Origin of the sequence: Nocardioides sp. LMS-CY, from assembly GCF_018732145.1 — a bacterium.
GTDB classification, from domain to species: domain Bacteria; phylum Actinomycetota; class Actinomycetes; order Propionibacteriales; family Nocardioidaceae; genus Nocardioides; species Nocardioides soli.
The window spans coordinates 3592784-3617768 of record NZ_CP076104.1; the positions used below are offsets into that span (position 1 = coordinate 3592784).

Below are 24985 nucleotides of genomic sequence, written 5' to 3' on the forward strand. Positions count from 1 at the left end.
AGCCCGATGAGGTACGCCGTGCTCGTGCTCGCCGGCGCCCTGCTGCTCGCGGGGTGCAGCGGCGGCGACGAGCCGGATCGGACGGCGGGCTCGTCGACCCCGTCCGCTACCGCGAGCGACGGCGTCGGCGCCTCGACGTCCGAGTCGCCCCGGGCCGCGGCGCCCGCGCGGCCGAAGAAGGACCGGTGCTACCGACTCGACTACACCGATGCGATCGCGCCGACCAACGACGGCACGCCGATGCCCTGCAAGCGTGCGCACACGTCGCGGACGGTCGCCGTGGGCGACCTCGACACCGTCGTGGACGGCCACCTGCTCGCGGTCGACTCCCGGCGGGTGCGCGACCAGGTCGCGGAGCAGTGCCCGCAGCGGTTCGCGGCGTACGTCGGCGGCTCCCCCGACGCCCGCCGGCTCAGCATGCTGCGGCCCATCTGGTTCACCCCGACCGTGGAGCAGTCCGACGCCGGCGCCTCGTGGTACCGCTGCGACGTCGTCGCGATCGCGGGCGACGAGCGCCTGGCGAACCTGACCGGCGACCTCCGTGGCGTGCTCGGCCGTGAGGAGGGCCGGGACCGCTACGGCATGTGCGGCACCGCCGAGCCCGGCACGCCGGGCTTCGAGCGGGTGATCTGCTCCGCGAAACACACCTGGCGCGCGGTCGCGACGGTGCCGTTCGAGCAGGACCGCTACCCGGGCGTGGACAAGGCTCGCTCCGCCGGCGACCAGCCTTGTCAGGACGCCGGCGCCGCGGCGGCGGACGGCGCGCTCGACTACCGCTGGGGCTACGAGTGGCCGAGCGCGAAGAAGTGGCGCGACGGCCAGCGCTACGGGCTCTGCTGGGCTCCCGACAGCTGAATCGCTGACGAGCCGGTCAGGGGAAGCGACGGCGACACGCCGATCCGCACCGGCGTGTCACGCTCGCTTTCCCTGACCGCCCACCACCCGTACGGCGTGTCGCGCTCGTTTCCCCGGGCGGCCGGGGAAACGAGGTCCACCCGCCGTCCCCGAACTCGGACGGGTGTCAGAAGCCCAGCTTGCGCAGCTGGCGCGGGTCGCGCTGCCAGTCCTTCGCGACCTTGACGTGCAGGTCGAGGTAGACCGGCGTGCCGAGCAGCGCCTCGATCTGCTTGCGGGCGGTGGTGCCGATGGTCCGCAGCCGCGAGCCCTTGGGGCCGATGATGATGCCCTTCTGGGAGTCGCGCTCGACGTAGACGTTCGCGTGGATGTCGACCAGCGGCTTGTCCTCGGGCCGGTCCTCGCGCAGCCGCATCTCCTCGACCACCACCGCGACCGAGTGCGGGAGCTCGTCGCGCAGGCCGTCGAGCGCGGCCTCGCGGACCAGCTCGGCGACGAGGATCTCCTCGGGCGCGTCGGTCAGGTCGCCGTCGGGGTAGAGCTGCGGACCCTCCGGGAGCAGGCCCACCAGGAGATCCTGCAGCAGGGCGATCTGGTCGCCCTGCTTGGCCGAGACCGGGACGATCTCGGCCCACTCGACACCGATCTCGGCGCCCAGCGCCTGGATGTCCAGCAGGTGCTGGCCGATCTGCTCACCCGAGGCGAGGTCGGTCTTGGTCGCGACGGCGACCTTCTTGGTGCGCTTGATCTTCGCCATCTCGGTGGCGATGAACCGGTCGCCCGGGCCGATCCTCTCGTTGGCCGGGAAGCACACCGCGACCACGTCGACCTCGGCCAGCGTGGTCGTCACCAGGTCGTTGAGCCGCTCGCCGAGCAGCGTGCGCGGCCGGTGCAGGCCCGGGGTGTCGACGAGGATCAGCTGGGCGTCGTCGCGGTGCACGATGCCGCGGACGACGGTGCGCGTGGTCTGCGGCTTGTCGGAGGTGATCACGACCTTCTGGCCGACCAGCGCGTTGGTCAGCGTCGACTTGCCGGCGTTGGGCCGCCCGACGAAGGAGACGAAGCCACTGCGGTGCTCGCTCATGGGGTGGTCACGGCTCCCTCGCCTCGTCGTACTCGGCCCAGATCTGCTCGTCGCTCTTGCCGGCCGCCTTGCCCGCCCGCCAGATCGGGCCCGGGTCGACCGCCCGCGGCTGCCGCCGCTCGACGCCACGCCAGTAGCCCATCACGTCGTACGCCGTGCTCGGCAGCCTGCGCTCGCGCATCAGGTGCTTGCGGATCGCGCGCATCTGCGCGGACTCCCCCGCCATCCAGAAGTAGCCGTCGCCGACCGGCCAGTCGATGCCCTCGACCACCTCGGCCAGGCGGCTCCGGCCCGCCCCGGGCGGCTCCAGCCAGGTGACGTCGGCATCGGCGGGGAGGTAGTCCGGCAGCCGGTCGGGTACCTCGGCCCAGATCCGGGTCGGCACGTCGACGGACTCGGCGATCCGGGCCATCGCGGGCATCGCCGTCAGGTCGCCGACCAACAGCAGCCAGGCGGCGCTCGGCGCCATCAGGAAGGAGCCCTTGGGGTCGGTGATCGTCGCTGTCTGTCCCACGACGTCGAGCTGTGCCCACTCGGTGACCAGCCCGACCTCGTGCACGACGACGTCGAGCACCAGCTCGGTGCCGTCCCACGAGCGCACGGTGTAGTAGCGGCTCTGGAACTGCTCGGGCACGATCAGCCCGACCCACTCGTCCGGGATGCCGGTGCTCGTGAACCCCGCGAGCCCCGCGCCGCCGAGCGTCAGCCGCACCAGATGGTCGGACAGCTGCTCGCGACGCAGCACCTGCGCGACGTACTGCTGGGCCCTCGTGCTCACCCGACAACCGTATCGGGGCTCAGAACGTGTGGCGGAGGGGATACCCGCTGGCGCCGTTGGCGTCGGTCTTGGTGGCGAGCACGTGGTGGAGCTGGATCTCGTTGCGCTCGAACGCCAGCCGGGAGCCGGCCATGTAGAGCCCCCAGACCCGGGCGGTGCCGATGCCGACCTCGTCGACGCAGGCGTCCCAGTTCTCCTGGAGGTTGTGGCACCAGCCGGCGAGCGTCTTGGCGTAGTGGACCCGGATGTTCTCGTGGTGCTGCACCTCGAGCCCGGCGTTCTCGACCTCCGACACGATCGTGCCGGAGCCGATCAGCTCGCCGTCGGGGAAGACGTACCGGTCGATGAACGCCCCGGTGCTCGTCGGCTTGTTGTGCTGCCGGGTGATGCAGTGGTTGAGCAGCCGACCCTGGGGCCTGAGGTGGTCGCGGATCCAGGAGAAGTACGACGGGTAGTTCTTCACCCCGATGTGCTCGGTGAGGCCGATGGAGGAGATCGCGTCGAAGCCGGACTCCTCGACGTGGCGGTAGTCCATGTGGCGCACCTCGGCGAGGTGGTCGAGCCCCTCCTCCTTGATCCGCCGCTGGGCCCACGACGCCTGCTCGCGCGAGAGCGTGACGCCGATCGCCCGGACGCCGTACTCGCGAGCGGCGTGGCGCACCATGCCGCCCCAACCGCAGCCGAGGTCGAGCAGCCGATGGCCGGGCTGCAGGTCGAGCTTGCGGGCGACGAGGTCGTACTTGGTGTGCTGCGCCTCCTCCAGCGTCGCCTCCTCCGTCGGGAAGATCGCGCAGGTGTAGGTCATCGACGGGCCGAGCACGTACTCGTAGAACGCGTTGGACACGTCGTAGTGGTGGTGGATCGCCTCGGCGTCGCGGTGCTCGGAGTGACGCAGGCCCTCGAGCACCCGACGCCAGCGCGGGGTCGACTCCTGCGGCGGCGGGGGCGGTGGCTTGAGGCTCGACAGCCCGATCGCCCGCAGCAGCGTGACCAGCTCGGTGGGCGAGGGCCGCCGGAGCTTGAGCCCCTTCTGCAGCAGCCGCATCGCCTCGTAGGGGTCGCCCGGGTGCACGCCCTCGAGCTCGAGGTCGCCGGTGATGTACGCGCGCGCCAGGCCCAGGTCACCGGGGGCGGTGACGAGGTAGGCGAGCCCGCGCTCGGTGCGCAGGTGGAACTTGAACGGCGCGTCCTCGGGGCCGGTCGCGCTGCCGTCGTACGCCGTGAAGCGCAACGGCAGCGGCTCGATCAACAGCGAGTCGAAGGCCTCGGCGATCGTCATGGTGGTCAACGTCTCTTCACCGCCTTGTCGTACAGGGTGGTCAATCGGTCCTGCGGGTCGTAGCGACCCTTCACGGCGGCGAGGTGCGCGCCGTCGTAGAGCTGGTCGAAGGTCTCGCGGTCGTAGAACGCCTCGCTGTAGAGCGACTTGTGTCCGTCGAGCTCGTGCACCTTCGTCTCGATCGCGCGGTTGCGCGGCGCGTCCACGGCCTCGGGGCCGACGTGCACGGTGCCCCAGAAGCCGACGTTGACGTAGAGCCGGTCCGGCTCCAGCGGGTAGGTCGGCCAGTCGCGCTCGGCCTTGCAGGGGCACAGCCAGACCGGCCGCATGCCGACCTCGGCGTCGAACCAGTCGAGGAACTCCGGCAGCCGCTCGACCGGCACCTCGATGTCCTGGATCACCCGCTCGCGCAACGGGCGGCCGGCCCGCCGGTCGAGGCGGTCGGCGACGTCGAAGCGGCGGTCGAGGGCGATCAGCTTGTGGTAGACGTCCGAGCGCCGCCAGCGCTTGGGCCACAGCCGCCGGACCTTCGGGTTCTGGACGCCGAAGGCACCGGAGCACCAGAACCAGTCGGTGTCCCAGCGCCACAGGTAGTCGTAGATCGTGAGCAGGTCCGTCTCGCGCTGCTGCAGGGACCGGTAGTAGACGTCCATCCCGGTGTAGTCGCTGGTCGGCCCGGGCTGCTCCTGCCAGGTGGCGAGCGTCAGGTAGTACTCACCGGGCCCGAAGGCGACGCCGTCGAGGCCGTCGACGCGGGTGCCGTCGTACGCCGCGGTCTCGGCCACCTCGCGGATCGTCTTCGCCAGCAGGTCCGCGTCGTCGAAGCGGACGTGCCGCAGCGCGACGTAGCCGGGGACCTGCTCCAGCCGGATCTTCAGCCGCGTGGCGTAGCCCAGCGAGCCGTAGGAGTTGGGGAAGGTGTCGAAGAGGTCGCTGTGCTCGCCATCGGGGCCGGGTCGGCAGGTGACCACCTCGCCGGCACCGGTGAAGACGTCCATCTCCACCACCGACTCGTGCGGCAGGCCGTTGCGGAAGCTGGTCGACTCGATGCCGAGGCCGGTCACCGCACCGCCGAGGGTGATCGTGCGCAGCTGCGGGACGACGTACGGGATCAGGCCGTGCGGCAGGGTCGCGTCGACCAGGTCCTCGTAGGTGCACATCCCCTGCACGTCGGCGGTCCGCGCCGCCGGGTCGACGGCGATCACACCGTCGAGGCCGGACACGTCGAGTCCGGGCGACGTGGTCGCGGCACGGGGCCGGAACAGGTTCGACGTCTTCTTCGCCAGCCGCACCGGCGAACCCGGAGGGAGGGCTTCGTACGACGAGCGCAATCGCTCGACTGCTCTCTCGTGTGCTCCCCAGCCGCGCAGACTCACAGTCGGAGAACTTACTCCTCTCCGGGGCCTCGTGGGTCCGGGGGCGAGCAGCCGAGCGTCGTGGAGCTACGTGCTGAGCGTGGCGGCGATCGTGCCCCGAGCGTCGCCACGATGGACCACGACGCCGGCGCCGCCGAGGTCGCGGAGGGCGTCGAGATCGGCGGGAGCGACAGTGTCGGCGGCGCCGAGCACGACCGCCGCCTCCAGGCCCGACGAGCCGGACGACACCGCCATCGCCACGCAGACGCCGAGGGCCGAGACGTGGAGCGAGGGCAGGTCGACGGTGGCGGCGGCGTACGTGCGACCGTCGCTGTCGCGGACCGCCGCGCCCTCCGCCGCGCCGGTGCGCGCCCGGGTCGCGCGAGCGAGCGTCACGAGCTTCCTGTCCTCTGCCGTCAGCTGGTCACTCATCGCCGACCTGGTCCTCCTCGTCCTCGTGCGCGACCCGGGCGATCCGCACGGTGCCGATCCGGTTGCGGCGGCCGGTGACCGCCTCCGCCTCGAAGCGCAGCCCGTGGGCCTCGACCACCGACCCCGGGATCGGCACCCGGCCGAGGTGCTTGGCCATCAGGCCGCCGACGCTGTCGACGTCCTCCTCCTCGACGTCGAAGCCGAAGAGCTCGTCGAGGTCGTCGATCGGGTAGCGCGACGAGACCCGCACGGTGCCGTCGTCGGCGGTCTCGACCTCGACCTGCTCGGCGTCGTACTCGTCGGTGATCTCGCCGACGATCTCCTCGAGGATGTCCTCGATGGTGACCAGGCCGGCGGTGCCGCCGTACTCGTCGACGACGACCGCGACGTGCTGGCGCATCGCCTGCATCTCCGAGAGCAGTGCGTCGACTGGCTTGGAGTCGGGCACGAAGTGCGCCGGCCGCATCACCTCGTCGATGCGCTGGGTGAACTCGACGTCGGGCGCCTCGAAGTCGCGCCGCACGATGTCCTTGAGGTAGGCGAAGCCGACCACCTCGTCGAGGTTCTCGCCGATCACCGGGAGGCGGGAGAAGCCGCTGCGCAGGAAGAGCGAGAGCGTCTGCCGCAGGTTCTTGTGGCGCTCGATGTAGACGACGTCGGTGCGCGGCACCATCACCTCGCGGGCGATGGTGTCGCCGAGCTCGAGCACGTCGTGGATCATCTTGCGCTCGCCGGACTCGATCAGCGAGGAGGCCTCGGCGAGGTCGACCAGCTCGCGCAGCTCGGTCTCGGTGGCGAACGGGCCCTCGCGGAAGCCCTTGCCCGGCGTCAGCGCGTTGCCGACCAGGATCAGCAGCCGCGGCAGCGGTCCGAGCACCGCGGTGACGAACGACAGGGGCGCGGCCGAGGCCAGCGCGACCCGCTCGGCGTGCTGGCGGCCGACGGTGCGCGGCGCGACGCCGATCGCGACGAACGAGACGACCAGCATCGCGGCGATCGTGGTGAGCACGGCCGGCCACCACGCGCCGTCCCAGATCTCGTCGACCTGGAGGGTGACCAGCACGATCGCGGCGATCTCGCAGAGCAGCCGCAGGAACAGCGCGGTGTTGAGGTAGCGGGGCGGGTCCTCGAGCAGCGCGACCAGCCGCTTGGCACCGGGGCGGTTGTCGGAGAGCAGCTCGTCGGCCCGGGCCCGCGAGAACGACGCGAGCGCGGCGTCGGCGGCGGAGAACAGCCCCGCGAGCACGACGAGGGCGGCCGCGGCGACCAGCAGCCAGACGTCGGTGGGATCCATCGCGGTCAGTGGGCGGCGCTCGACGCGCGCCAGGCGGTGAGGAGCTGGTCCTGGAGACCGAACATCTCCCGGTGCTCCTCGGGCTCGGCGTGGTCGTAGCCGAGCAGGTGCAGGATGCCGTGCACGGTCAGCAGCTCGATCTCGGCCTCGGTGCCGTGGCCCGCCGTCTCACCCTGGCGGGCGGCGACGTCGGGGCACAGCACCAGGTCGCCGAGCACGCCCTCCTCGGGATCCTCGTTGACCAGGCCGGGCCGCAGCTCGTCCATCGGGAAGGCCAGCACGTCGGTCGGACCCTGCTTCTCCATCCACTGCTCGTTGAGCTCGGCGATGGTGGGCTCGTCGACGGCCTTGATGCACAGCTCGGCCTGCGGATGCACGCGCATCCGGTCCATGACGAAGCGACTGAGCCCGGCCAGCCGCTGCACGTCCAGGTCGCGGCCGGACTCGTTGAGGATCTCGATGCTCATGTCGGGCTCAGGAGGTCGCGTGGGGCTTGGCACGTCGCAGGTCCACGCGCGCGTCGTGCTCGTCGTAGGCCGCGACGATCTTGCCGACCAGCTTGTGGCGGACGACGTCGTGGCTGGTGAGCCGGTTGAACGAGATGTCCTCGACCTCGTCGAGGATCTCCTCCACCGCCCGCAGGCCGGACTTCTGTCCGCCGGGCAGGTCGGTCTGGGTGACGTCGCCGGTGACCACGATCTTGGAGCCGAACCCGAGCCGGGTCAGGAACATCTTCATCTGCTCGGGCGTGGTGTTCTGTGCCTCGTCGAGGATGATGAACGAGTCGTTGAGCGAGCGGCCGCGGAGGAAGGCCAGCGGCGCCACCTCGATCGTGCCGGCGGCCAGCAGCTTGGGGATGGTCTCGGGGTCGAGCATGTCGTGCAGCGCGTCGTACAGCGGACGCAGGTAGGGGTCGATCTTCTCGGTGAGCGTGCCCGGGAGGAAGCCGAGCTTCTCCCCCGCCTCGACCGCCGGCCGGCTGAGGATGATCCGGTTGACCTGCTTCGACTGGAGCGCCTGCACGCCCTTGGCGACGGCGAGGTAGGTCTTGCCGGTGCCGGCCGGGCCGATGCCGAAGGTGATCGTGTGCTTGTCGATCGAGTCGACGTAACGCTTCTGGTTGAGCGTCTTGGGCCGGATCGAGCGGCCCCGGTTGCTGAGGATGTTCAGGCTCAGCACGTCGGCCGGGCGCTCGGTCGTCTCGGCGCGCAGCATCGCCAGGACGCGCTCGACGGTCTCGCCGGTGACGCCCTGACCGGTGCGGATGATCGCCACCAGCTCGTCGAGGAGCCGCTCGGCGAGGGCCACCTCGCCCGGCTCGCCGTCGAGCGTGATCCGGTTGCCCCGGACATGGACCTGCGCGTCGAAGGAGCGCTCGATCAGGCCGAGGTGCTCGTCACCGGGGCCGAGCAGGCTGACCATGTTGATGCTGTTGGGGACCACGACGGTGTGCTTGGTGGTGTGCCTGGTCGTCTGCGTTTCAGTCATGAGGCCCGGACGGGCTGCCCTCTCGGTCGGCGTACGTACCCCACCATGCTACGGGAGCGGCGTCGCGCGGCCCAGCGAGTTGCGCGTACCGTGGCCGCATGAGGGAGGGCGAGGTCGAGGACCTCTTCGCGGAGGATCCCGAGCCCGACGACCCGGACGCGCCGCCGTACTGGTTCGCCGGCCAGCACCTGCCATCCGACGCCCGCGCGATGGGCCTGAGCCACCACGTGCCGGAGGGCGCGATCATCGACTTCGCCGGCCGCCTCGACGCCGGCAACCGCCGGCACCGGATCGTGGCCTGGGGCCTGCTGGTCCTCTTCGGGCTGCCGGTCGTGCTCGCGGTGCTGCGGGTGCTGTACGCCTTCTAGCACCACTACTCATTCGGCGACCCGTCAGCAGGAGCAAGCAGCGTGAAGGTATCGACGACCTTCTCCCCCTCCTGGTCGTACACCTTCAGCACCACGGACTCGCCGGAGCGTCTCCCCGCCTCCTCCGGGCTGTCCGGTGTCGGCCCGGCCAGATCCTCCTTGAGGACGTAGCCGCCGACACCGTGATCACCGGCGACCGCGACCAGGTCGGGGCTCTCCGCGAGCGTCTCCGCCTCTGCGTCCGACCCGTAAGTCTGCCCGTGGGAGTTCTTCGGGAAGTCCCGTGTTGCGAGCTTCTGCCCGACGAACGGATCCGACTTGAGCTCCATCCCCGATCGAGAGGCTGAGGGCGCGTCCGATGGCGCCGCCGACGACGAGGAGCCAGCGACCACGAAGTAGGAGACGACGCCCGTCGGAACCGCGACGGCCAGCGCGGCGGTCGCACCGACGACCAGATTCTTGATCATGTCCACGAGACCTCCTTCTGAACGAACGTCGGTCAGTACGAGTTGAAGACCACTGTCTTGTACGTCTGGAGCGTGTCGTACCCCGAAGGAATCCAGGTACGAGTCTGCCCGCGGCTGTAGATGAAGGCCCGGCATGGATGGGCGTACCAGACGGTCCACGCATGCGTCGCCACGTCGTTGTAGACCCACGTACCGGCCGCACAGAGCGCGTCGCTCTGGAAGTACGCTCGGGCCCGAGCACCCATCCTGTTGATCGGTGCGTCCCCGTCACCCGTCGCACGGTCGACCCGACGAACTCGGTCGGATCCAAGTCATCGCTGCGAATCGCTCCAGCGCGGTTCTGGTAGTTGACCCCGTTCGAAGTGAAGTCTTTCCACGCCGAGTACCACGTGTCCGCGTGCGCGGCTGGCGCCAAGATTCCCACGACAGCGCCGACAATCGACCCGACCACCGCGCTGCGACGAAGCGAATTCCGCATGCCCATGCCCTCCGAGAACACGTTCTAGCTCGTGAGGCACGACGCCAATACCCGGCGCGATCGACCATGGTCATTTCGGGCTGTTCCAGTTTCCCTTGAGTCGACAGTTCGAGGGCGCGCTCGAGGACAAGGCTCGCATCCCACTCGAGCAGCCCGGTTCGGTTCTGAGGGCGCTGCGTCGCCACCTATCGCTCGCGTCGGTGGCTACCGCTCGTCGTCGAACGCCACCTGCAGTGTGCAGAGGCACATCTCGTCGGTGCTGCCCTCGGCCCAGATCACGTAGCGCTCCTCCTGGCCCGCGAACGCCGGGAGCCGGTCGCGCAGCCACTGCTGGTGCGTGCAGGTGACCCGGACCCGGTCGAGCGCGTCGAGGTGCAGCGGCTCCCGCAGTGGCACCGTGCCCTGGTTGTCGAAGTCCCAGATCGGGATGTCCAGGATCGTCCTGGCCTCGGGGGTGCCGGGGTCGGCCTCGATCGTGATCGTGCGGCCGAGCAGATGCATGTGGCCGGCGACGCCGAGGACCGTCATGCCGCGCGGGAGCGTGCGGGTGCACGACGTCGTACGAGACGGCGACACGTCGGTGCCACACAGCAGGTGCAGCAGGCTGTTGGTGTTCCCCGCCGCGCCGAAGCGCTTCATCACGTCGGCGACCGCGGCGTCGCGGTCGCAGAGCGGCCCGTCGTCGTGCCCGGACCGGCACGGAAGCTCGACCGGCGCGGGCATCAGGAAGGTGTGCAGCGGCGTCAGGTCGGCGCCGGCCCTCATCCAGCGCAGCTGGGTGCTGGAGGCATCGGGCTCCGCACCCGACAGCAGGTTCTAGTGGACCTGCATGATGATCCGGGAGCCGGCCTCGAGGCGGACGCCGTAGCCATCGCGGGTCCTGGTCTCGTCGCCGCCGGGCGCCCACGCGGCCAGCCAGAAGGCGTCGTCGAGATTCGCGAAGTCGGCCCGGAGGCCCGAGCCGCCGAAGCAGGTCCAGCCCTCCTCGGAGGTCCGGGCGTCCAGGTCCTCGGCCTCGGCCACCTGCTCGGGAGCGACCCGGAACAGGATCACGTGGTGCACCACCCGCGGGTTGCCCGGCGCGACGTGGCCGCCGGTGAGCCAGACGTCCTTGTCGAGTCCGGGGTCGAGCAGGAAGCAGCGGTAGTCGTCGGTGCCCGTGCCGGTCGGGGCCGACGGGGTGTACTCGGTCGGCATCGTCAGCGTCATCCGCCGCTCGCCGTCGCGCAGCGGCAGCAGCTTGCCGGCGGGTAGCGCGGCGAGCTGGTCGGCCTCGACCTCCGGCGGGTCCGGCGGGACGAGGATGTCGGTGGGCGACCCCGTGCGGCGGTCGGCGCCCTCCTCCACGCAGGCCGCCAGCGACATGGCGAGCGCGAGCAGCAGCGCCGCGGCCGCCGCCCGCCGGATCATCCCGGCGGCCAGGTCATCGGGCGCCCGGCCAGCAGGTGCAGGTGGGCGTGGAAGACGGTCTGTCCGACCCCGGCCCCGGTGTTGAACACCAGCCGGTAGTCATCATGCCCCTCGTCCGCCGCGATCGCGGCGGCCGTCGTGACCAGGTCGGCGGACGCGGCCGCATCGCCGGCGGCGAGCTCGGCGGCGTTGGCGAAGTGCGCCCTCGGCACCACCAGCACGTGGGTCGGCGCCTGCGGGTTGATGTCGCGGAACGCCACGGTGTGCTCGGTGGTGCGCACGATGTCGCCCGGGATCTCCCCGGCCACGATCTTGCAGAACAGGCAGTCGTCCACTGGTCCTCCACGGGATCTGATGGCGTGAGCGTAAACCGATCGGTGCCCACGAGCGTCCCATTACCGTGACGACCGTGACGGACCGGCCGCCCGATTCACCGGCGAGCCGACAGGCGAGCCGGCAGCCGACCTGGACCGCCGACCAGGCGCTGGAGCAGCTGTACGCCGCGCACTGGCGCTCGCTGGTGCGGCTCTCGGTGCTGCTCGTGCGCGACCAGGGCGTCGCGGAGGAGGTCGTGCAGGACGCCTTCGTGGCCGTGCACGGCCGATGGGGCCGGCTGCGCGATCCCGGGCGGGCGCTCGCCTACCTGCGCCAGACCGTCGTCAACCGGTCCCGCTCGGCGCTGCGGCACCGGGCCGTCGTGGAGCGGCACGCCGCGCGTCGTACGCCGCCATCGGAGGAGCCCGGCGCCGACCAGGCCGCGCTGGTCTCCGACCGCCGCGCGGCCGTGCTCGACGCGCTCCGGGCGCTCCCCCAGCGGCAGCGCGAGGTGCTCGCGCTGCGCTACTACCTCGACCTCTCGGAGGCCGAGATCTCCGACACCCTCGGCATCAGCCGGGGCGCGGTGAAGAGCCACGCCTCACGGGGCGCGGCCACCCTCCGGACCCTCCTCGAGGAGCAGCTGTGAACGACCTCCACGACCTCTTCGAGGACGCCGTCGCCGACGTCGAGCCGGCCGACCGGCTCGACGCGATCCGGTGCCGTACGTCGAGCCCGGCCCAGGCCGCGCAGCCCTGGTTCCGCGCCGCGGCACTGACCGTGGTCGGCACCGCGGCCACGGTCACCCTGGTCGCCGCACTCGGCAGCGGGCCGCAGCCGACCGGGCCTGCCGAGCACGGCGGACACGAGGAGGCGGGTCACGCCGACCGGCCCGCCGAGGACGACGCGGCGACGATGCTGGTGCCGGCGTACTTCGTCGGCGCCTCGCCGAACGGGCCGCGGCTGTACCGCGAGTTCGACCGGGTGCCGGCCGGCGATCCGCTCCAGGGCGCCCTCGAGCGGATCCAGGAGCCGCCCAGCGACCCGGACTATCGCACCCTCTGGGCCGTGGGCACCGGGGCGGGCCTCGCCCTGGAGAGCGCGACGCTCCGAGACACCACGATCGACGTCGAGCTCGGCCCGATCGACCTCGACCAGGCCGCGCCCGAGCTCGCGGTGCAGCAGGTCGTCTACACGCTGCAGGCCGCCGCGGGCCGGCAGCTGCCGGTGCGATTCCTCTCGAACGGCAGGCCGAGCGGCAGCCCGGTCGACGCCGCTCGCCAGGACGAGGTGCTGAACCCGGTCAGCATCAGCGATCCCGCGGAGGGCAACGCCTACGCCGGGTCGTTCATCGCTCGTGGGCGGGTCGGGGCGGGTGAGCGCACGGTGGAGTGGAGCATCCTCGACGGCCCCGACGCGCAGTCCGCCGTCGCGCGCGGGCTCGCGACGATCGACGCCGGAGGAGGCGGTTTCGCCCCGTGGACGGCCGAGGTCGACCTGTCCGGCCTCGCCCCCGGCACCTACGTCTTCAGCGTGTCGACGGCGGACGTGCGCCTCTCCGCCTACGGCCCCACGTTCACCGACACGCGCACGATCAGCGTCCGATAACCCCAGGAGACGACGAAAATGGTCACCATGACTTCCCCGCGTACCCGGCTCGCCGCCGCCCTGTCCCTTCCCGCACTCGCGCTCGCCGCGCTGACCGCCTGCGGCGACGACGACGGGGACCCGAAGCCCGCCGGCGGCACCGCCACCGAGGGGACCGCCGAGCCCTCCGGCTCGGGCGAGCCGTCCGAGCCCGCCTCGGAGACCCCGGAGGCGGCGACGGTGCCGGTCTACTTCGTGGGCGACACCCCGCAGGGGCCGCGGCTCTACCGGGAGTTCCGCCAGGTCGAGTCCGACGACCCGGCCCTCGCGGCACTCGCGCTGATGACCTCCGGGGACGCCCTCGACCCCGACTACGACACGCTCTACCCCGGCGGCAGCTTCGCCAGCGTCGAGATCGGCGACGACATGATCACGGTCGGCCTGCCCGACGAGTCGTGGACGACGGCCCCCGAGGGCATGTCGGAGGCGGAGGCCCGGCTGGCGGCCCAGCAGATGGTCTACACGCTCCAGGGCGTCGCGCAGGAGCGGCTCCCGGTGTCGATCACCCTCGACGGCGCCCCGGCCGACCTCTTCGGGCTGGCCGGCGAGGTCAGCAACGACCCCGAGATCGACGTACGCGCGCTGGTGAACATCACGACGCCCGCCGAGGGCGCGACGGTGAGCGGCACCTTCACCGCCGACGGCGTCTCGAGCTCCTTCGAGGCCACGACGCCGTGGGAGATCCGCAAGGGCGGGGCCGACGGCAAGGTCGTCGCGAAGGGCTTCGCCACCGCGGAGGGCTGGATGGACAAGCTCTACCCCTGGCAGACCGACGTCGACGTGTCCGACCTGGCACCCGGCGACTACACGTTCGTCGCGCTCACCGACGACCCGTCGGGGGGTGAGGGCGGCGGCCCGATGGTCGACACGAAGTCGATCACCGTCCAGTGAGGCTGACGCGGCAGCGGCTCAATCGCACGCTGCTGCGCCGCCAGCACCTGCTCGAGCGCACCAGCCTGCCGAGCGAGGCGGTCGCCGACCACCTGGTCGGCCTCCAGGGGCAGGAGACGCTGCCGCCGTACCTCTCGCTGGCCGCGCGGGTCGCCGACTTCGATCCGTACGCCGTCTCGCGCGGTCTCGACGACGGCAGCTGGGTGCGCCTCGGGTCCCTGCGGGGCACGATCCACCTGCACACGGGTGCCGACGCGCTCGCCACCCGCCCGTGGCTGCAGCCCGCCCTGGAGAAGCAGATGCGCGGCCGCGTGCCGGCCGCCCACAAGGAGGTCGCGGCCGTCGTGCACGACCTGCTCGCCGACGGCCCGGTCGAGCACCGGGAGCTCGGCGGGCAGCTGGCCGCGCGGCTGCCCGGACGGCCGGCGGACCTGACCGTCGTCGCGCGCACCATCGTCCCGCTCGTGCAGCTGCCGCCCCGCGGGGCGTGGCGCGGCAGCGGGGGCATCGTCTGGGACCTGCTGGAGCGGCGCACCGGAGGCGTCCTCGCCACACCCGATCCGGAGGAGGTCGTCCGCCGCTACCTGCGGGCGTTCGGCCCGGCGACGGCGGCCGACCTCAGCGTGTGGTCGACCGTGACCGGGCTGCGGCCGGTGCTGACCCGGATGACCGATCTGGTGCGGCACGAGGACGAGGACGGCAAGGTGCTGTTCGACGTCCCGGACGGCGTGATCGAGGACGAGGACACCCCCGCGCCGGTGCGGCTGCTCGGCACCTACGACAACGTCTGGCTCGCCCACGCCGCCCGCGATCGGGTCACCGAGGCCGGCACGCGTGGCAACTGGATGGGCGCCAACGGCGGCGTGGCCAACACCGTGTTCGTCGACGGCTGGCTGGCCGGCCTGTGGCGGATCGAGGACGACCGGGTGCGGATCGTCGACCTCTTCCGCGACCTCACCCCTGCCGAGCGGGCCGAGCTCGACGACGAGATCGCCCGGATCGAGGGACTGCTGGCGCGGTGAGGTGGCGGGGCGCCACCCGGCGGTGCGCCAGCAACCGATCCCGCCGGCCAAACGGTGCCCAGCTCACCGCCACCCGGCCGACCCATACCGGCGCACCCTCACCCCCAGCGCGACGTGCGGGACAGGATCGCGGCGACGGCGGCGACGCCGGCGGTCGACGTTCGCAGCACCTCGGCGCCGAGCCGCACGGACGCGGCTCCGGCGGCGACGAACGCCGCGACCTCGTCGTCGGTGAGTCCGCCCTCGGGCCCGACGACCACGACGATCCGGCCCGACGACGGCACCGACACCGCGGCGAAGGAGGTGGTCGCCGCCTCGTGCAGGACCACGGCGAGGTCGGCGTCGCGCAGCAGGGCCGCCACGTCGTCGGTCGACGCCGGCTCCGCGACCTCGGGGAACCACGCGCGCCGGGCCTGCTTGGCGGCCTCGCGAGCGGTGGCGCGCCACTTCGCGAGCGACTTCGCGGTCCGCTCGCCCTTCCAGACCGCCACGCTGCGCGCGGCCGCCCAGGGCACCACCCGGGCGACGCCGATCTCGGTGAGCACCTCGACGGCGAGCTCGCCCCGGTCCCCCTTGGGGATCGCCTGGACGACCACCACCTCGGGGGCCGCCGGGTCCTGCGCCGTCACGGTCTCGACCTCGAGCGTGAAGACCCGCTTGCCGGTCGAGCCGACCGCGCCCCGCGCGGACCTGCCCGCGCCGTCGGTGAGCACGACCTGCTCCCCGACCCGCAGCCGGCGCACCGCGACCGCGTGGTGGGCCTCATCGCCGTCGACGGTCACGACGTCGCCGACGGCGACGCCGGCCAGCGTCGGGACGAGGTGGACGGGGAGCGACATGGGGCTCAGTGCGTGTTGAAGGCGTCGCGGAGCCGGCCGAAGACCGACTTGCCGCTCGGCTGCGCCTGGCCCGACGGCTTCTCCTCGTCGCGGATCGCGGCCAGCTCGCGCAGCAGCTCCTCCTGGCGCGGGTCGAGGCGGGTCGGCGTCTCGACGACCACGGTGACGACCAGGTCGCCGCGTCCGCCGCGCAGGCCAGGTACGCCGCGGCCGCGGAGCACCTGCTCGGCGCCCGACTGGGTGCCGGGCCGGACGTCGAGGTCGATGCTGGTCTCGACGTCGGTCCGCGGCTCCTCGCCGTCGACCACGTCGGCCTCGAGCGTGGGCAGCGTGACCGTGGTGCCGAGCGCGGCGGCGGTCATCGGCAGCGTGACGGTCGTGTGCAGGTCGTTGCCGTGCCGGGTGAAGACGTCGTGCGGGGCGACGTGGATCTCGACGTACAGGTCGCCGGCGGGTCCGCCGCCCGGGCCGACCTCGCCCTCGCCCGAGAGCTGGACCCGCGTGCCCGTGTCGACGCCGGCCGGGATCTTGATCGTCAACGTGCGGCGGGAGCGGACCCGGCCGTCGCCGGAGCACTCCCGGCAGGGGTCGGGGATGATCGTGCCGAAGCCGCGGCAGGCCGCGCACGGGCGCAGCGTGCGGATCTCGCCGAGGAACGAGCGCTGCACGTGGGCGACCTCGCCGGCACCGTGACAGGTCTCGCACGGCACCGCGTGGGTGCCGGGGGCGGCGCCCTCGCCGTGGCAGGTGGAGCACATCACCGCGGTGTCGACCTTGAGCTCGCGCGAGACGCCGAACGCGGCCTCGGCGAGATCGACCTCGAGCCGGATCAGCGCATCCTGGCCGCGCCGCTGCCGCGAGCGCGGGCCACGGCCGCCGCCGGCGGAGGCGCCGCCGAAGAACGCGTCCATGATGTCGGTGAACGAGAAGCCGGCGCCCTGCCCGAAGCCGGCGGCGCCGCCGAAGGGGTCGCCGCCGCGGTCGTACGCCGCGCGCTTCTGCGGGTCGGACAGCACCTCGTAGGCGCGCGAGATCTCCTTGAACCTCTCCTGCGCGTCCGGGTCGGGGTTGACGTCGGGGTGGTACTTGCGCGCGAGTCGGCGGTAGGCCTTCTTGACGGCGTCGGCGTCCGCGTCGCGATCGACGCCGAGGAGCTCGTACAGGTCCTGGCTCAAGTGGGTTCCTTCGTGGTCGTACTGGCTCTGCTGATTCCCGGGCTGTTCCCGTCGGAGGTTCAGGCCTCGTCGAGGATTCGCGAGACGTAGCGGGCGACGGCCCGCACCGCCGCCATGCTGCCGGGATAGTCCATGCGGGTGGGGCCGACGATGCCGAGGCGGGCGAACGCCTCCTCGCCGGGTCCGTAGCCCGCCGCGACGACGCTGGTCGAGGCGAGCTCCTGGTAGGGGCCCTCGTGGCCGATGCGCACCGTGATCGGCTCGCCGGTCGTCGCCTCGCCGAGGAGCTTGAGCAGCACGACGTGCTCCTCGAGCGCCTCGAGCAGGGGCCGGACCGCCGAGTCGAAGCTGTCGCCGTACCGCGCGAGGTTGGCCGCGCCGCCGACCGCGATCCGCTCGTCGGAGCGGTGGTCGGACATCGCCTCGGAGAGCGCGTCGATCACGGCCAGCGTGGCCGGCGGCGCCAGCGCCTCCTCCGCGACGAGCGCGCCCAGCGCGGTGACGGCGTCCGCGATGACCTGCCCGATCGCCGCCTGGCCGATCACCGCGCGCAGCTCGACCAGCGCCTCGTCGTCGAGGTCGGCGGCGAGCTCGACGATGCGCTGCTCGACCCGACCGGTGCTGAGGATCAGCACCACCAGCAGGCGGTTGGGCGCCAGCGCGACCAGCTCGACGTGTCGCACGGTGGAGCGCGAGAGCGTCGGGTACTGCACGATCGCGACCTGACGGGTCAGCTGCGAGAGCAGTCGCACCGAGCGCTGGACGACGTCGTCGAGGTCGACGGCCCCGTCGAGGAGGGAGGCGATCGCCCGCCGCTCGGCCGCGCTCATCGGCTTGACGGTGGTGAGCCGGTCGACGAAGAGCCGGTAGCCCTTGTCGGTCGGCACCCGGCCCGCGCTGGTGTGCGGCTGGGCGATGTAGCCCTCGTCCTCGAGCGCCGCCATGTCGTTGCGGACCGTGGCCGGCGAGACGCCGAGCCCGTGCCGCTCGACGAGGGACTTGGACCCGACCGGCTCCTCGGTGGCGACGTAGTCCTCGACGATCGCACGAAGCACGGCCAGCCTGCGCTCCTCCTGCACTGCCCGCCTCCTCTTGGCACTCACCCCGCCGGAGTGCCAAGAGTACCCGTCGCCCGGCGGCACCACATCGTGGAAGCGCCGGTGCGACATCCTCCGGTATTCAGATAGGTTAGGCTTACCTAAGTTATTCCGTCCGGACGGAGCAACGGTGACCACGACCGAGCAGCCCAGCTCAGACCTCGACCCTCGACTGGTCGCGAACGACGCCCGCAGCATCCTCGCCTGTCCGGGCTCGGTCAGCCTGGTGATCGAGGGCGAGGAGCACGCCGTGGGCGAGGACGAGCAGCTCGGCCTCACCGACCACCGGGGTACGCCGACCTTCCTGTGCCTGGCCGACTCACCGGTCGCCCGCGCGGCGGCGACGCAGCGCAGCGCGCTGCTCACCCTGACCAGCGGCCTCGGCCCGCGCGGCGGATCCGCGCGCGGCGACTCGCTCACGCTCGCCGGCCGTCTCACCCGGTCCGGGTTCGAGCGCTGCGAGTGCTGCGACGAGATGCGCCACGTGGTCTCCCTCGACCTGAACTTCGTGCTGCTGGCCCGCCCGGACAGGCACCTGCGGGTGCCGCTCGACGACTTCCGCAGCCGCGAGCACCACCTCAACCGCGGCCACCTCCAGCGCTCGGTCGAGCACGCCAACGACTGCCACCAGGAGGAGCTGCGCCGCTCGGTGGCGCTCGGCACGAACACCCGCCCCGGCGACCTGGTCGGGGTGCGGATCGCCCGCCTCTCCCCCTCCGAGGTGACGCTCCAGTGGGTGGACGTCACCGGGTCGCACCAGCGCTCCGTCGCCTTCCCGCGCCGCGCCCGCGACCTCGCGGAGCTCGGCGAGATGCTCCGTCGCGGGCTGCACGCCGGCATCTGCTGATCCCGCGGCACCGGGCCCGCCTACCCTGGCGGGATGGGCTTCACCGAGATCGCCGACCGGGTCTGGGTCGCGCGCTACGACTGGTTCGACGTCAACGTCACGCTCGTCGGCGGTGACCGCGGGCTGCTCGTCGTCGACACGCACGCCTCCGAGCCGGCCGCCCGGGGCGTCGTCGACGACGTACGCCGCCTGGCCGCCGGGCTGCCGGCACCGGGCGTGGTCGGCGTCGTGAACACCCACGAGCACTTCGACCACACCTTCGGCAACGGGGTGTTCCGGCACGAGTACGGCGACATCCCGATCCACGCGCACGAGGTGGCCGCCGAGCGGACGCTGCCCGCCGGCGAGCGGATCAAGACGCTCTACGACACCGAGCCCCACGACCCGCACCGCGACGAGGTGCAGCGCACCACGATCGTGCCGGCCGACCACACGTTCTCCTCCGCGGTCGCGCTCGACCTCGGCGACCGGATGGTCGAGCTCGTGCACCCCGGTCGCGGCCACACCGGCGGCGACCTCGTGGTGCGGGTGCCCGACGCCGACGTCGTGCTGGCCGGCGACCTGGTCGAGGAGTCCGCCGCCCGCAACGGCGTGCCCGGGTTCGGCGCGGACTGCTACCCGATGGACTGGCCGCTCAGCCTCGACATCGTGCTCGGCCTGACCGGCGCCGCGACGGTGATCGTGCCCGGGCACGGCGCCCCGGTCGACCGGGAGTTCGTCGAGGAGCAGCGCAACGCGATCGGCGTGGTGGCCGAGACGATCCGCGACCTGGCGACCCGCGGCGTACCCGTCGACCAGGCGCTCGACGCCGCGCAGTGGCCCTACCCGCGCGAGGAGCTCGAGCACGCCGTACGCCGCGGGTACGAGCAGCTGCCCCGCAGCCAGCGGCGGTTGCCGCTGGTGTGAGCGGGTACGTCCCGGTCATGCGCAACCACGACTCCCACCACGACTCCCACGACGAGAGCGAGCACGAGCCGGCGACCGGCATCACCGACGACGACCTGCCCGAGGAGCTGCGGCCGACCGAGGACAACCCGCTGGCGAAGCCGCTCGACGAGGACGAGGCGAAGTCGCCCGAGGAGCTGGACATGCACGGCGGCAAGACCCCGGAGAGTGACGAACCCGACGCGGACTCCGAGGAGGGCTGACGGCGCGCCCCCCTCAGGGATGTCGGCGCGGCCGCCTAGCGTGTCCTCGGTGACCTCCCGCGACCGCTACGGAACCGACGTCCTGGCCTCCGACTGGCGAGCCCCGAAGCGGGGCCGCGCCGTCGAGGCGGCTGCCGAGCCGGGCGCGGTGGTCGAGGAGGTGACCACCGACTGGGTCGGCGAGATCGTGGCCGTCGATCGCGACCTGCACACCGTGACGCTGGAGGACCGGCGCGGCAAGCGACGCACGTTCCCGCTCGGGCCGGGCTTCCTGCTGGAGGGCCGGCCGGTGATCCTCACCGCTCCGGTGCGCCGGTCCGCGCCCGCGCGGCCGACGCGCACGGCGTCCGGCTCGGTCGCCGTCCACGGCGCGAAGGCGCGGGTGGCCCGGGCCAGCCGGATCTTCGTCGAGGGCCGCCACGACGCCGAGCTCGTCGAGAAGGTGTGGGGTGACGACCTGCGCATCGAGGGCGTCGCGGTGGAGTACCTCGGCGGCGTCGACGACCTCGCGGCCGAGCTGCGCGACTTCCGTCCCGGCCCCGAGCGCCGGGTCGGCGTGCTCGTCGACCACCTGGTGCCGGGCTCGAAGGAGAGCCGGATCGCGCAGGGCATCGCGAAGTCCCCGATCGGCCAGCACGTGCTGATCGTCGGGCACCCCTACATCGACGTCTGGGCGGCCGTGAAGCCCGACCGGCTCGGCCTCCAGCGCTGGCCCGACGTGCCCCGCCACATCGAGTGGAAGAAGGGTGTGTGCCAGCAGCTCGGCTGGCCGCACCGCGACCAGGCCGACATCGCCCGCGCGTGGCAGCAGATCCTCGGCCGGGTCTCGTCGTACCAGGACCTCGACCCGGCCCTGCTCGGCCGCGTCGAGGAGCTCATTGATTTTGTCACCGCCAGCTCGGACTGAGCCTGCGAAGGACGAGCGTCAGGCGGTGAGGTTGAGGGGCTCGGCTCAGACCGAGCCTGCGAGGGCTGAGCGAGCCGTCTCGAAACCCAGTCGCCAGCTCGGACTGAGCCTGCGAAGGACGAGCGTCAGTTGCGCAGTGGCAGCCCGTTCGCGTCCTTGCTGTCGGTCGCGAGGATGACGATGCCGTCGATGAACGGCCACAGCGCACCGAGGCCGCAGGTCAGCACGGTGACGACGAGCTGCCAGACGCCGGTCTTGGTGTCGCCGATGTAGAAGCGGCCGATGCCCAGCGGGATCAGGATCTGGAGCAGGCCGGCCACCAGCTTCTGCTTGTCGGAGTACGGCAGCCCGGTCCCGGGGTGCACGCCGTACGGCGCCTGCGGGCTCGCGCCGTACGGGTAGCCCGGCTGCGGGTAGCCCTGCTGGTCGCCGGGCTGCGGGTAGCCCTGCTGTGGCGGCGGGGGCGGAGGCGGCACCTGTCCGTAGGGCGGCGGTGTCGGCTGGTCCTGGTCGTCGGGCCCCTGGGTCATGACCTCACCCTACGGCTGACGGGCCGGGATCAGGGCAGCAGATCGCGGACCAGCGCGTCGGCGAGCAGCCGGCCCTCGCGGGTCGGCACCAGCCGCTCCGCGTGCCTGGTCAGCAGGCCTTCGTCGATCAGGCGTGCCACGGCGGCGCGTCCGGTCGCGTCGAGCACGCTCACCGGCAGCCCGTCGCGCAGGCGCAGCTCGAGCAGCACCCGCTCGACCCGGCGGCTCTCCTGGTCGAGGACCTCGCGGGCGTGGGCGGGCGTGACCCCGCGGGCGATGCGCTCGGCGTACGCCGCGGGGTGCTTGACGTTCCACCACCGCACGCCGCCGACGTGCGAGTGCGCTCCGGGGCCGACGCCCCACCAGTCGCCACCGGTCCAGTAGAGGAGGTTGTGCCGACACCGGCTCGCGGACCCCCGGGCCCAGTTGGAGATCTCGTACCACTCCAGGCCGTCCGCGCCGAGTCGCTCGTCGACGAGGAGGTACTTGTCGGCGAGGTCGTCGTCGTCGGGCATCGGCAGCTCCCCCCGCTTGACCCGGCGGGCCAGGGCGGTGCCCTCCTCGACGATGAGGGAGTACGCCGACACGTGGTCGGGCCGGCAGGCGAGCGCCACCTCGATGCTGGTCTCCCAGTCGGCGAGCGACTCCCCCGGCGTGCCGTAGATCAGGTCGAGGCTGATGCTGCCGCCCTGGGCCGGCTCGAACCCGGCCTGCCGCGCCCAGTCGACGACGGCCGGCACGCGCAGCGGGTCGTGGGTGCGGTCGAGGACCTTCAGGACCTGGTCGACCGCGGACTGCATGCCGAACGAGAGCCGGTTGAAGCCGGCGCCCCGCAGCGCCTCGAGGTCCCACAACGCGACGCTGTCGGGGTTGGACTCGGCGGTGATCTCCGCGCCCTCGGCGAGCCCGAACTCGCTCGCGATCGCGGCCACGATCGCGCCGAGGTCGGCCGGACTGAGCAGGGTCGGCGTGCCGCCGCCGAAGAAGATCGTGCCGACGGGCAGGTCGGCGTCGCCCAGCACCTGCCGGGCCCGGCGTACCTCCGCGATCGCCGCCTCGGCGTACGTCGCCCGGCTCGCGCCCGGCGCTCCGCCCGCCGGCCCGAGCTCCTCGGCGGTGTAGGTGTTGAAGTCGCAGTAGCCGCACCGCACCGTGCAGAACGGCACGTGCACGTAGAACCCGAACGGCCTCGTCCCCACCCCGGCCAGCGCCGACTCCGGCAGCGCCCCGTCCTCCGGAACCGGGTCGCCAGCGAGCAGGACGGATGGCATTGATCCATCCTCTCACCCGGCCTCCGGACTCGGGTCGTCCGCCTCTGGCGGGTGAATACGCCGGTCTCAGGCGGACGACCCAGGTCCTGTGGATGACCGACGACCCCCGACGCCGATCCGGTGCAAGGTCAGGGCATGTCCGATCGTCCTCCTCTGTGGTTGCCGGTCGCGGCTGCCCAGGACGGACTGCTCACCAGGCGACAGCTGCGCCGCCTGGGACTGAGCAGCGACTACGTCGACACACAGCTGGACGCACGGCGCTGGCAGGAGGTGAGCAGCACCGTGCTCGGCACGACGACAGGCGTCCTCACGCGTCGGCAGCTGATGTGGGCCGGTGTCCTGCATGCCGGCGAGCGAAGTGCCCTCGGCGGGCTGACCGCACTGGAGCGACACGGGCTCGAGAGATGGCACCGCGACGAGATCACCGTGCTCGTCGAGAAGTCACACAACCTCGAACCCATCAAGGGGATCCACTTCGTCGAGACGCGCCGGCCGATCCCGCTGCTGACCGCCTCCACGGCGTTGCCGACGTGGCAGGTCGAGCCGGCCGCGCTTCTCTGGGCCGGTTACGAGCCGGTCACGCGTTCGGCGTACGGACTGCTGTCGGCGTGCGTGCAACAAGGACTGACCACGGCGATCCGCCTCGACTCCTGGATCACTCGGATGCGTCCCCTGCGGCGAGCCAAGCCGTTTCGTCGACTCCTCGGTGAGCTGGCGGAGGGTACGCAGTCCGCGGCCGAGCGCGACGTGCTGACCATGTGTGACACGTTCCGACTGCCGCGGCCCGATCGGCAGAAGCGGCGGCGTGACTCGGGCGGCCGGTTTCGGTACACGGACGCCGAGTGGACGCTCGCCGATGGACGGGTCGTCGTGCTGGAGGTCGACGGCGGCTTTCACATGCATGTCGAGCACTGGAGCGCGGACATCGAGCGCGAGCGCCAGCTGATCGCGACGGGGCTGATCGTGATCAGGTGCAGCGCGATCGAGCTCCGAGAGCACCCCGAGCGCATCGTCCGCGACCTTCGAAGGCTCGGGGTGGTCGAGTCGTCCGCCTGACGCCGGCGCCCACACCCTCGAGAGGCGGACGACCCCGCTCACACCGGGACGTTGAGGGCGATCGTGTAGCCGTCGTCGACGGAGCCCGTGACGGTGGCCAGCTGGAGGGAGTGGCCGTCGGCGAAGACCATGTCGCCGTCCAGGCTGACCCGGGCGAGGTTGGCGACGGACTGCTCGTAGCCGGCGGTGGCGTAGACGGCCTCGCAGGCATCCTGCGGCAGCGCGAGCTGGGAGGTGCGCAGCTTGTCGGTGTACGACGTGGCGTCGGCGAGCGATCGGTAGACCTCGAAGTGCAGGTGTGGCCAGCGCCCGTCGTAGCAGGCGGGGAAGATGCTGGTGAACTCCACGCGGCCGGAGGCGTCGGTCTCCTGGACGCCGCGCAGGTAGTTCTCATCCTTGATCTCCTCGTCGTACATCGAGTAGCGGCCCTCGCGGTCGCAGTGCCAGAGGTAGACGGCGGCACCGGACAGGGCGGTGACGTCCTCCCCGTTCAGGTCGTAGACCTTCAGCCGGATCGTCACCGGCACGCCCTCGGCGACGCCGGAGGCCGACCCGAACGACGTCGCCAGGTCGCTGCGCACGACGCCGGACTCGGTGAGCACGTTGACGCCGTTGGAGCCGTCACCGGGGTAGGGGCCGGCCGTCTCCTCGGGGATCTCCCCCTCGGCGACCTCGACCGACGACTCGGCGCCGGCTGCTCCAGGGCCGCCGGCCCCTCCCTGCCCCGGACCACCGGCCGGGGCCGAGCTACCGGACGTCGTCTCGGGGTCGTCCGTCCCGCAGCTCACGGCGAGCGCGGCGACACCCGCCGCGCCGAAGACCGCGAGCATGCCGCGGCGTCCCATCCGCTGGTTTCGCTCGATGATCCGCGGAAGATCGTGGGAGAGGCCGAGGTCGTGTTCTTCTCGCTCGTCGGTCATGGCCACATCCGACCCCCGGGACCTGTGCGGCT

Annotated in this window: 29 protein-coding genes; 11 read left to right on the forward strand and 18 right to left on the reverse strand. The window is 72.2% G+C overall.

Annotation, left to right across the window (positions count from 1 at the left end; translation table 11 throughout):
• Positions 1-6: 6 nt before the first annotated feature.
• Positions 7-855, forward strand: a complete 849-nt coding sequence (locus tag KM427_RS17155; RefSeq protein WP_215524687.1) for a septum formation family protein — start codon at positions 7-9, stop codon at positions 853-855.
• A 166-nt stretch (positions 856-1021) separates the two neighbouring features.
• On the opposite strand, the gene era is transcribed toward KM427_RS17155, so the two are convergent.
• From era to KM427_RS17195, 8 genes are all read right to left on the reverse strand, one after another.
• Positions 1022-1939, reverse strand: coding sequence for a GTPase Era (gene era / locus KM427_RS17160; RefSeq protein WP_183593641.1), 918 nt, complete (start codon positions 1937-1939; stop codon positions 1022-1024).
• Positions 1940-1946: 7 nt separating this feature from the next.
• Complete coding sequence (locus tag KM427_RS17165; protein WP_215524688.1) at positions 1947-2717, reverse strand: siderophore-interacting protein; 771 nt, start codon at positions 2715-2717, stop codon at positions 1947-1949.
• 19 nt (positions 2718-2736) lie between these two features.
• Positions 2737-3996 (reverse strand): SAM-dependent methyltransferase, encoded by a 1260-nt coding sequence (locus tag KM427_RS17170; protein ID WP_215524689.1) that lies wholly within the window; start codon positions 3994-3996, stop codon positions 2737-2739.
• A gap of 5 nt (positions 3997-4001) precedes the next feature.
• Positions 4002-5288, reverse strand: a complete 1287-nt coding sequence (locus KM427_RS17175; RefSeq protein ID WP_252274600.1) for an FAD-binding oxidoreductase — start codon at positions 5286-5288, stop codon at positions 4002-4004.
• A gap of 150 nt (positions 5289-5438) precedes the next feature.
• Entirely contained in the window at positions 5439-5783 is a 345-nt protein-coding gene (locus KM427_RS17180) for a cytidine deaminase-like protein (protein ID WP_215524691.1), read from the reverse strand.
• Positions 5776-7077, reverse strand: a complete 1302-nt coding sequence (locus tag KM427_RS17185) for a hemolysin family protein (RefSeq protein WP_215524692.1) — start codon at positions 7075-7077, stop codon at positions 5776-5778. The genes KM427_RS17180 and KM427_RS17185 overlap by 8 nt, the downstream gene beginning before the upstream one ends.
• Before the next feature lie 5 nt (positions 7078-7082).
• Complete coding sequence (ybeY, locus tag KM427_RS17190) at positions 7083-7544, reverse strand: rRNA maturation RNase YbeY (protein ID WP_183593636.1); 462 nt, start codon at positions 7542-7544, stop codon at positions 7083-7085.
• 7 nt (positions 7545-7551) lie between these two features.
• Positions 7552-8565, reverse strand: coding sequence for a PhoH family protein (locus tag KM427_RS17195; RefSeq protein WP_183593635.1), 1014 nt, complete (start codon positions 8563-8565; stop codon positions 7552-7554).
• 98 nt (positions 8566-8663) lie between these two features.
• Between KM427_RS17195 and KM427_RS17200 the strand changes: the two genes are divergently transcribed.
• A complete protein-coding gene (locus tag KM427_RS17200) occupies positions 8664-8933 on the forward strand; it encodes a hypothetical protein (protein ID WP_183593634.1) in 270 nt (89 codons plus the stop codon).
• 5 nt (positions 8934-8938) lie between these two features.
• Here the strand turns inward: KM427_RS17200 and KM427_RS17205 are convergent, their stop codons facing one another.
• The 4 genes from KM427_RS17205 to KM427_RS17220 form a co-directional block, all read right to left on the reverse strand.
• Positions 8939-9406, reverse strand: coding sequence for a hypothetical protein (locus tag KM427_RS17205; RefSeq protein ID WP_183593633.1), 468 nt, complete (start codon positions 9404-9406; stop codon positions 8939-8941).
• 676 nt (positions 9407-10082) lie between these two features.
• Positions 10083-10643: a hypothetical protein gene (locus KM427_RS17210; RefSeq protein ID WP_215524693.1), complete on the reverse strand. Its 561-nt coding sequence runs from the start codon at positions 10641-10643 to the stop codon at positions 10083-10085.
• Positions 10644-10694: 51 nt separating this feature from the next.
• Entirely contained in the window at positions 10695-11288 is a 594-nt protein-coding gene (locus tag KM427_RS17215; protein ID WP_215524694.1) for a hypothetical protein, read from the reverse strand.
• Positions 11285-11623, reverse strand: coding sequence for a histidine triad nucleotide-binding protein (locus KM427_RS17220; protein WP_215524695.1), 339 nt, complete (start codon positions 11621-11623; stop codon positions 11285-11287). Before KM427_RS17220 ends, KM427_RS17215 begins: the two co-directional genes overlap by 4 nt.
• A 74-nt stretch (positions 11624-11697) precedes the next feature.
• Here KM427_RS17220 and KM427_RS17225 point away from each other — a divergent pair, with 74 nt between their 5' ends.
• Genes KM427_RS17225 through KM427_RS17240 form a run of 4 tightly spaced genes read left to right on the forward strand, consistent with a single transcriptional unit; the run spans position 11698 to position 15163 of the window.
• Entirely contained in the window at positions 11698-12252 is a 555-nt protein-coding gene (locus KM427_RS17225; protein WP_215524696.1) for a SigE family RNA polymerase sigma factor, read from the forward strand.
• Complete coding sequence (locus tag KM427_RS17230) at positions 12249-13211, forward strand: Gmad2 immunoglobulin-like domain-containing protein (protein ID WP_215524697.1); 963 nt, start codon at positions 12249-12251, stop codon at positions 13209-13211. Before KM427_RS17225 ends, KM427_RS17230 begins: the two co-directional genes overlap by 4 nt.
• Positions 13212-13238: 27 nt before the next feature.
• Positions 13239-14141, forward strand: coding sequence for a Gmad2 immunoglobulin-like domain-containing protein (locus tag KM427_RS17235; protein ID WP_215524698.1), 903 nt, complete (start codon positions 13239-13241; stop codon positions 14139-14141).
• Positions 14138-15163, forward strand: coding sequence for a winged helix DNA-binding domain-containing protein (locus tag KM427_RS17240; RefSeq protein ID WP_215524699.1), 1026 nt, complete (start codon positions 14138-14140; stop codon positions 15161-15163). The genes KM427_RS17235 and KM427_RS17240 overlap by 4 nt, the downstream gene beginning before the upstream one ends.
• A 98-nt stretch (positions 15164-15261) precedes the next feature.
• On the opposite strand, the gene KM427_RS17245 is transcribed toward KM427_RS17240, so the two are convergent.
• Genes KM427_RS17245 through hrcA form a run of 3 tightly spaced genes read right to left on the reverse strand, consistent with a single transcriptional unit; the run spans position 15262 to position 18256 of the window.
• Entirely contained in the window at positions 15262-16002 is a 741-nt protein-coding gene (locus KM427_RS17245) for a 16S rRNA (uracil(1498)-N(3))-methyltransferase (RefSeq protein ID WP_215524700.1), read from the reverse strand.
• Between the two features lie 5 nt (positions 16003-16007).
• On the reverse strand, positions 16008-17177 hold the full coding sequence (gene dnaJ / locus KM427_RS17250) for a molecular chaperone DnaJ (RefSeq protein ID WP_183593624.1): 1170 nt from the start codon (positions 17175-17177) through the stop codon (positions 16008-16010).
• Between the two features lie 59 nt (positions 17178-17236).
• Positions 17237-18256 carry a heat-inducible transcriptional repressor HrcA gene (gene hrcA / locus KM427_RS17255; RefSeq protein WP_183593623.1) on the reverse strand — a complete coding sequence of 340 codons (1020 nt, stop codon included), beginning with the start codon at positions 18254-18256 and terminating at the stop codon, positions 17237-17239.
• Positions 18257-18404: 148 nt separating this feature from the next.
• Between hrcA and KM427_RS17260 the strand changes: the two genes are divergently transcribed.
• The 4 genes from KM427_RS17260 to KM427_RS17275 are packed head-to-tail and all read left to right on the forward strand — an operon-like array spanning position 18405 to position 21176.
• The gene (locus tag KM427_RS17260) at positions 18405-19121 is read left to right on the forward strand and encodes a hypothetical protein (RefSeq protein ID WP_215524701.1); all 717 of its coding nucleotides are present in this window, start codon (positions 18405-18407) and stop codon (positions 19119-19121) included.
• A 33-nt stretch (positions 19122-19154) separates the two neighbouring features.
• Positions 19155-20027, forward strand: a complete 873-nt coding sequence (locus tag KM427_RS17265; RefSeq protein ID WP_183593621.1) for an MBL fold metallo-hydrolase — start codon at positions 19155-19157, stop codon at positions 20025-20027.
• Between the two features lie 17 nt (positions 20028-20044).
• Entirely contained in the window at positions 20045-20269 is a 225-nt protein-coding gene (locus KM427_RS17270; RefSeq protein WP_183593620.1) for a hypothetical protein, read from the forward strand.
• 19 nt (positions 20270-20288) lie between these two features.
• Positions 20289-21176: a DUF3097 domain-containing protein gene (locus tag KM427_RS17275; RefSeq protein ID WP_215524702.1), complete on the forward strand. Its 888-nt coding sequence runs from the start codon at positions 20289-20291 to the stop codon at positions 21174-21176.
• 125 nt (positions 21177-21301) lie between these two features.
• Here KM427_RS17275 and KM427_RS17280 read toward each other — a convergent pair whose 3' ends face one another.
• Together KM427_RS17280 and hemW are read right to left on the reverse strand one after the other, a co-directional pair.
• The gene (locus KM427_RS17280; RefSeq protein WP_215524703.1) at positions 21302-21706 is read right to left on the reverse strand and encodes a TM2 domain-containing protein; all 405 of its coding nucleotides are present in this window, start codon (positions 21704-21706) and stop codon (positions 21302-21304) included.
• A gap of 29 nt (positions 21707-21735) precedes the next feature.
• Positions 21736-22977 carry a radical SAM family heme chaperone HemW gene (hemW, locus tag KM427_RS17285; RefSeq protein ID WP_215524704.1) on the reverse strand — a complete coding sequence of 414 codons (1242 nt, stop codon included), beginning with the start codon at positions 22975-22977 and terminating at the stop codon, positions 21736-21738.
• Positions 22978-23112: 135 nt separating this feature from the next.
• Here hemW and KM427_RS17290 point away from each other — a divergent pair, with 135 nt between their 5' ends.
• The gene (locus tag KM427_RS17290; RefSeq protein WP_215524705.1) at positions 23113-24033 is read left to right on the forward strand and encodes a putative endonuclease domain-containing protein; all 921 of its coding nucleotides are present in this window, start codon (positions 23113-23115) and stop codon (positions 24031-24033) included.
• 38 nt (positions 24034-24071) lie between these two features.
• On the opposite strand, the gene KM427_RS17295 is transcribed toward KM427_RS17290, so the two are convergent.
• The gene (locus tag KM427_RS17295) at positions 24072-24953 is read right to left on the reverse strand and encodes a dioxygenase family protein (protein ID WP_183593615.1); all 882 of its coding nucleotides are present in this window, start codon (positions 24951-24953) and stop codon (positions 24072-24074) included.
• Positions 24954-24985 lie beyond the last annotated feature (32 nt).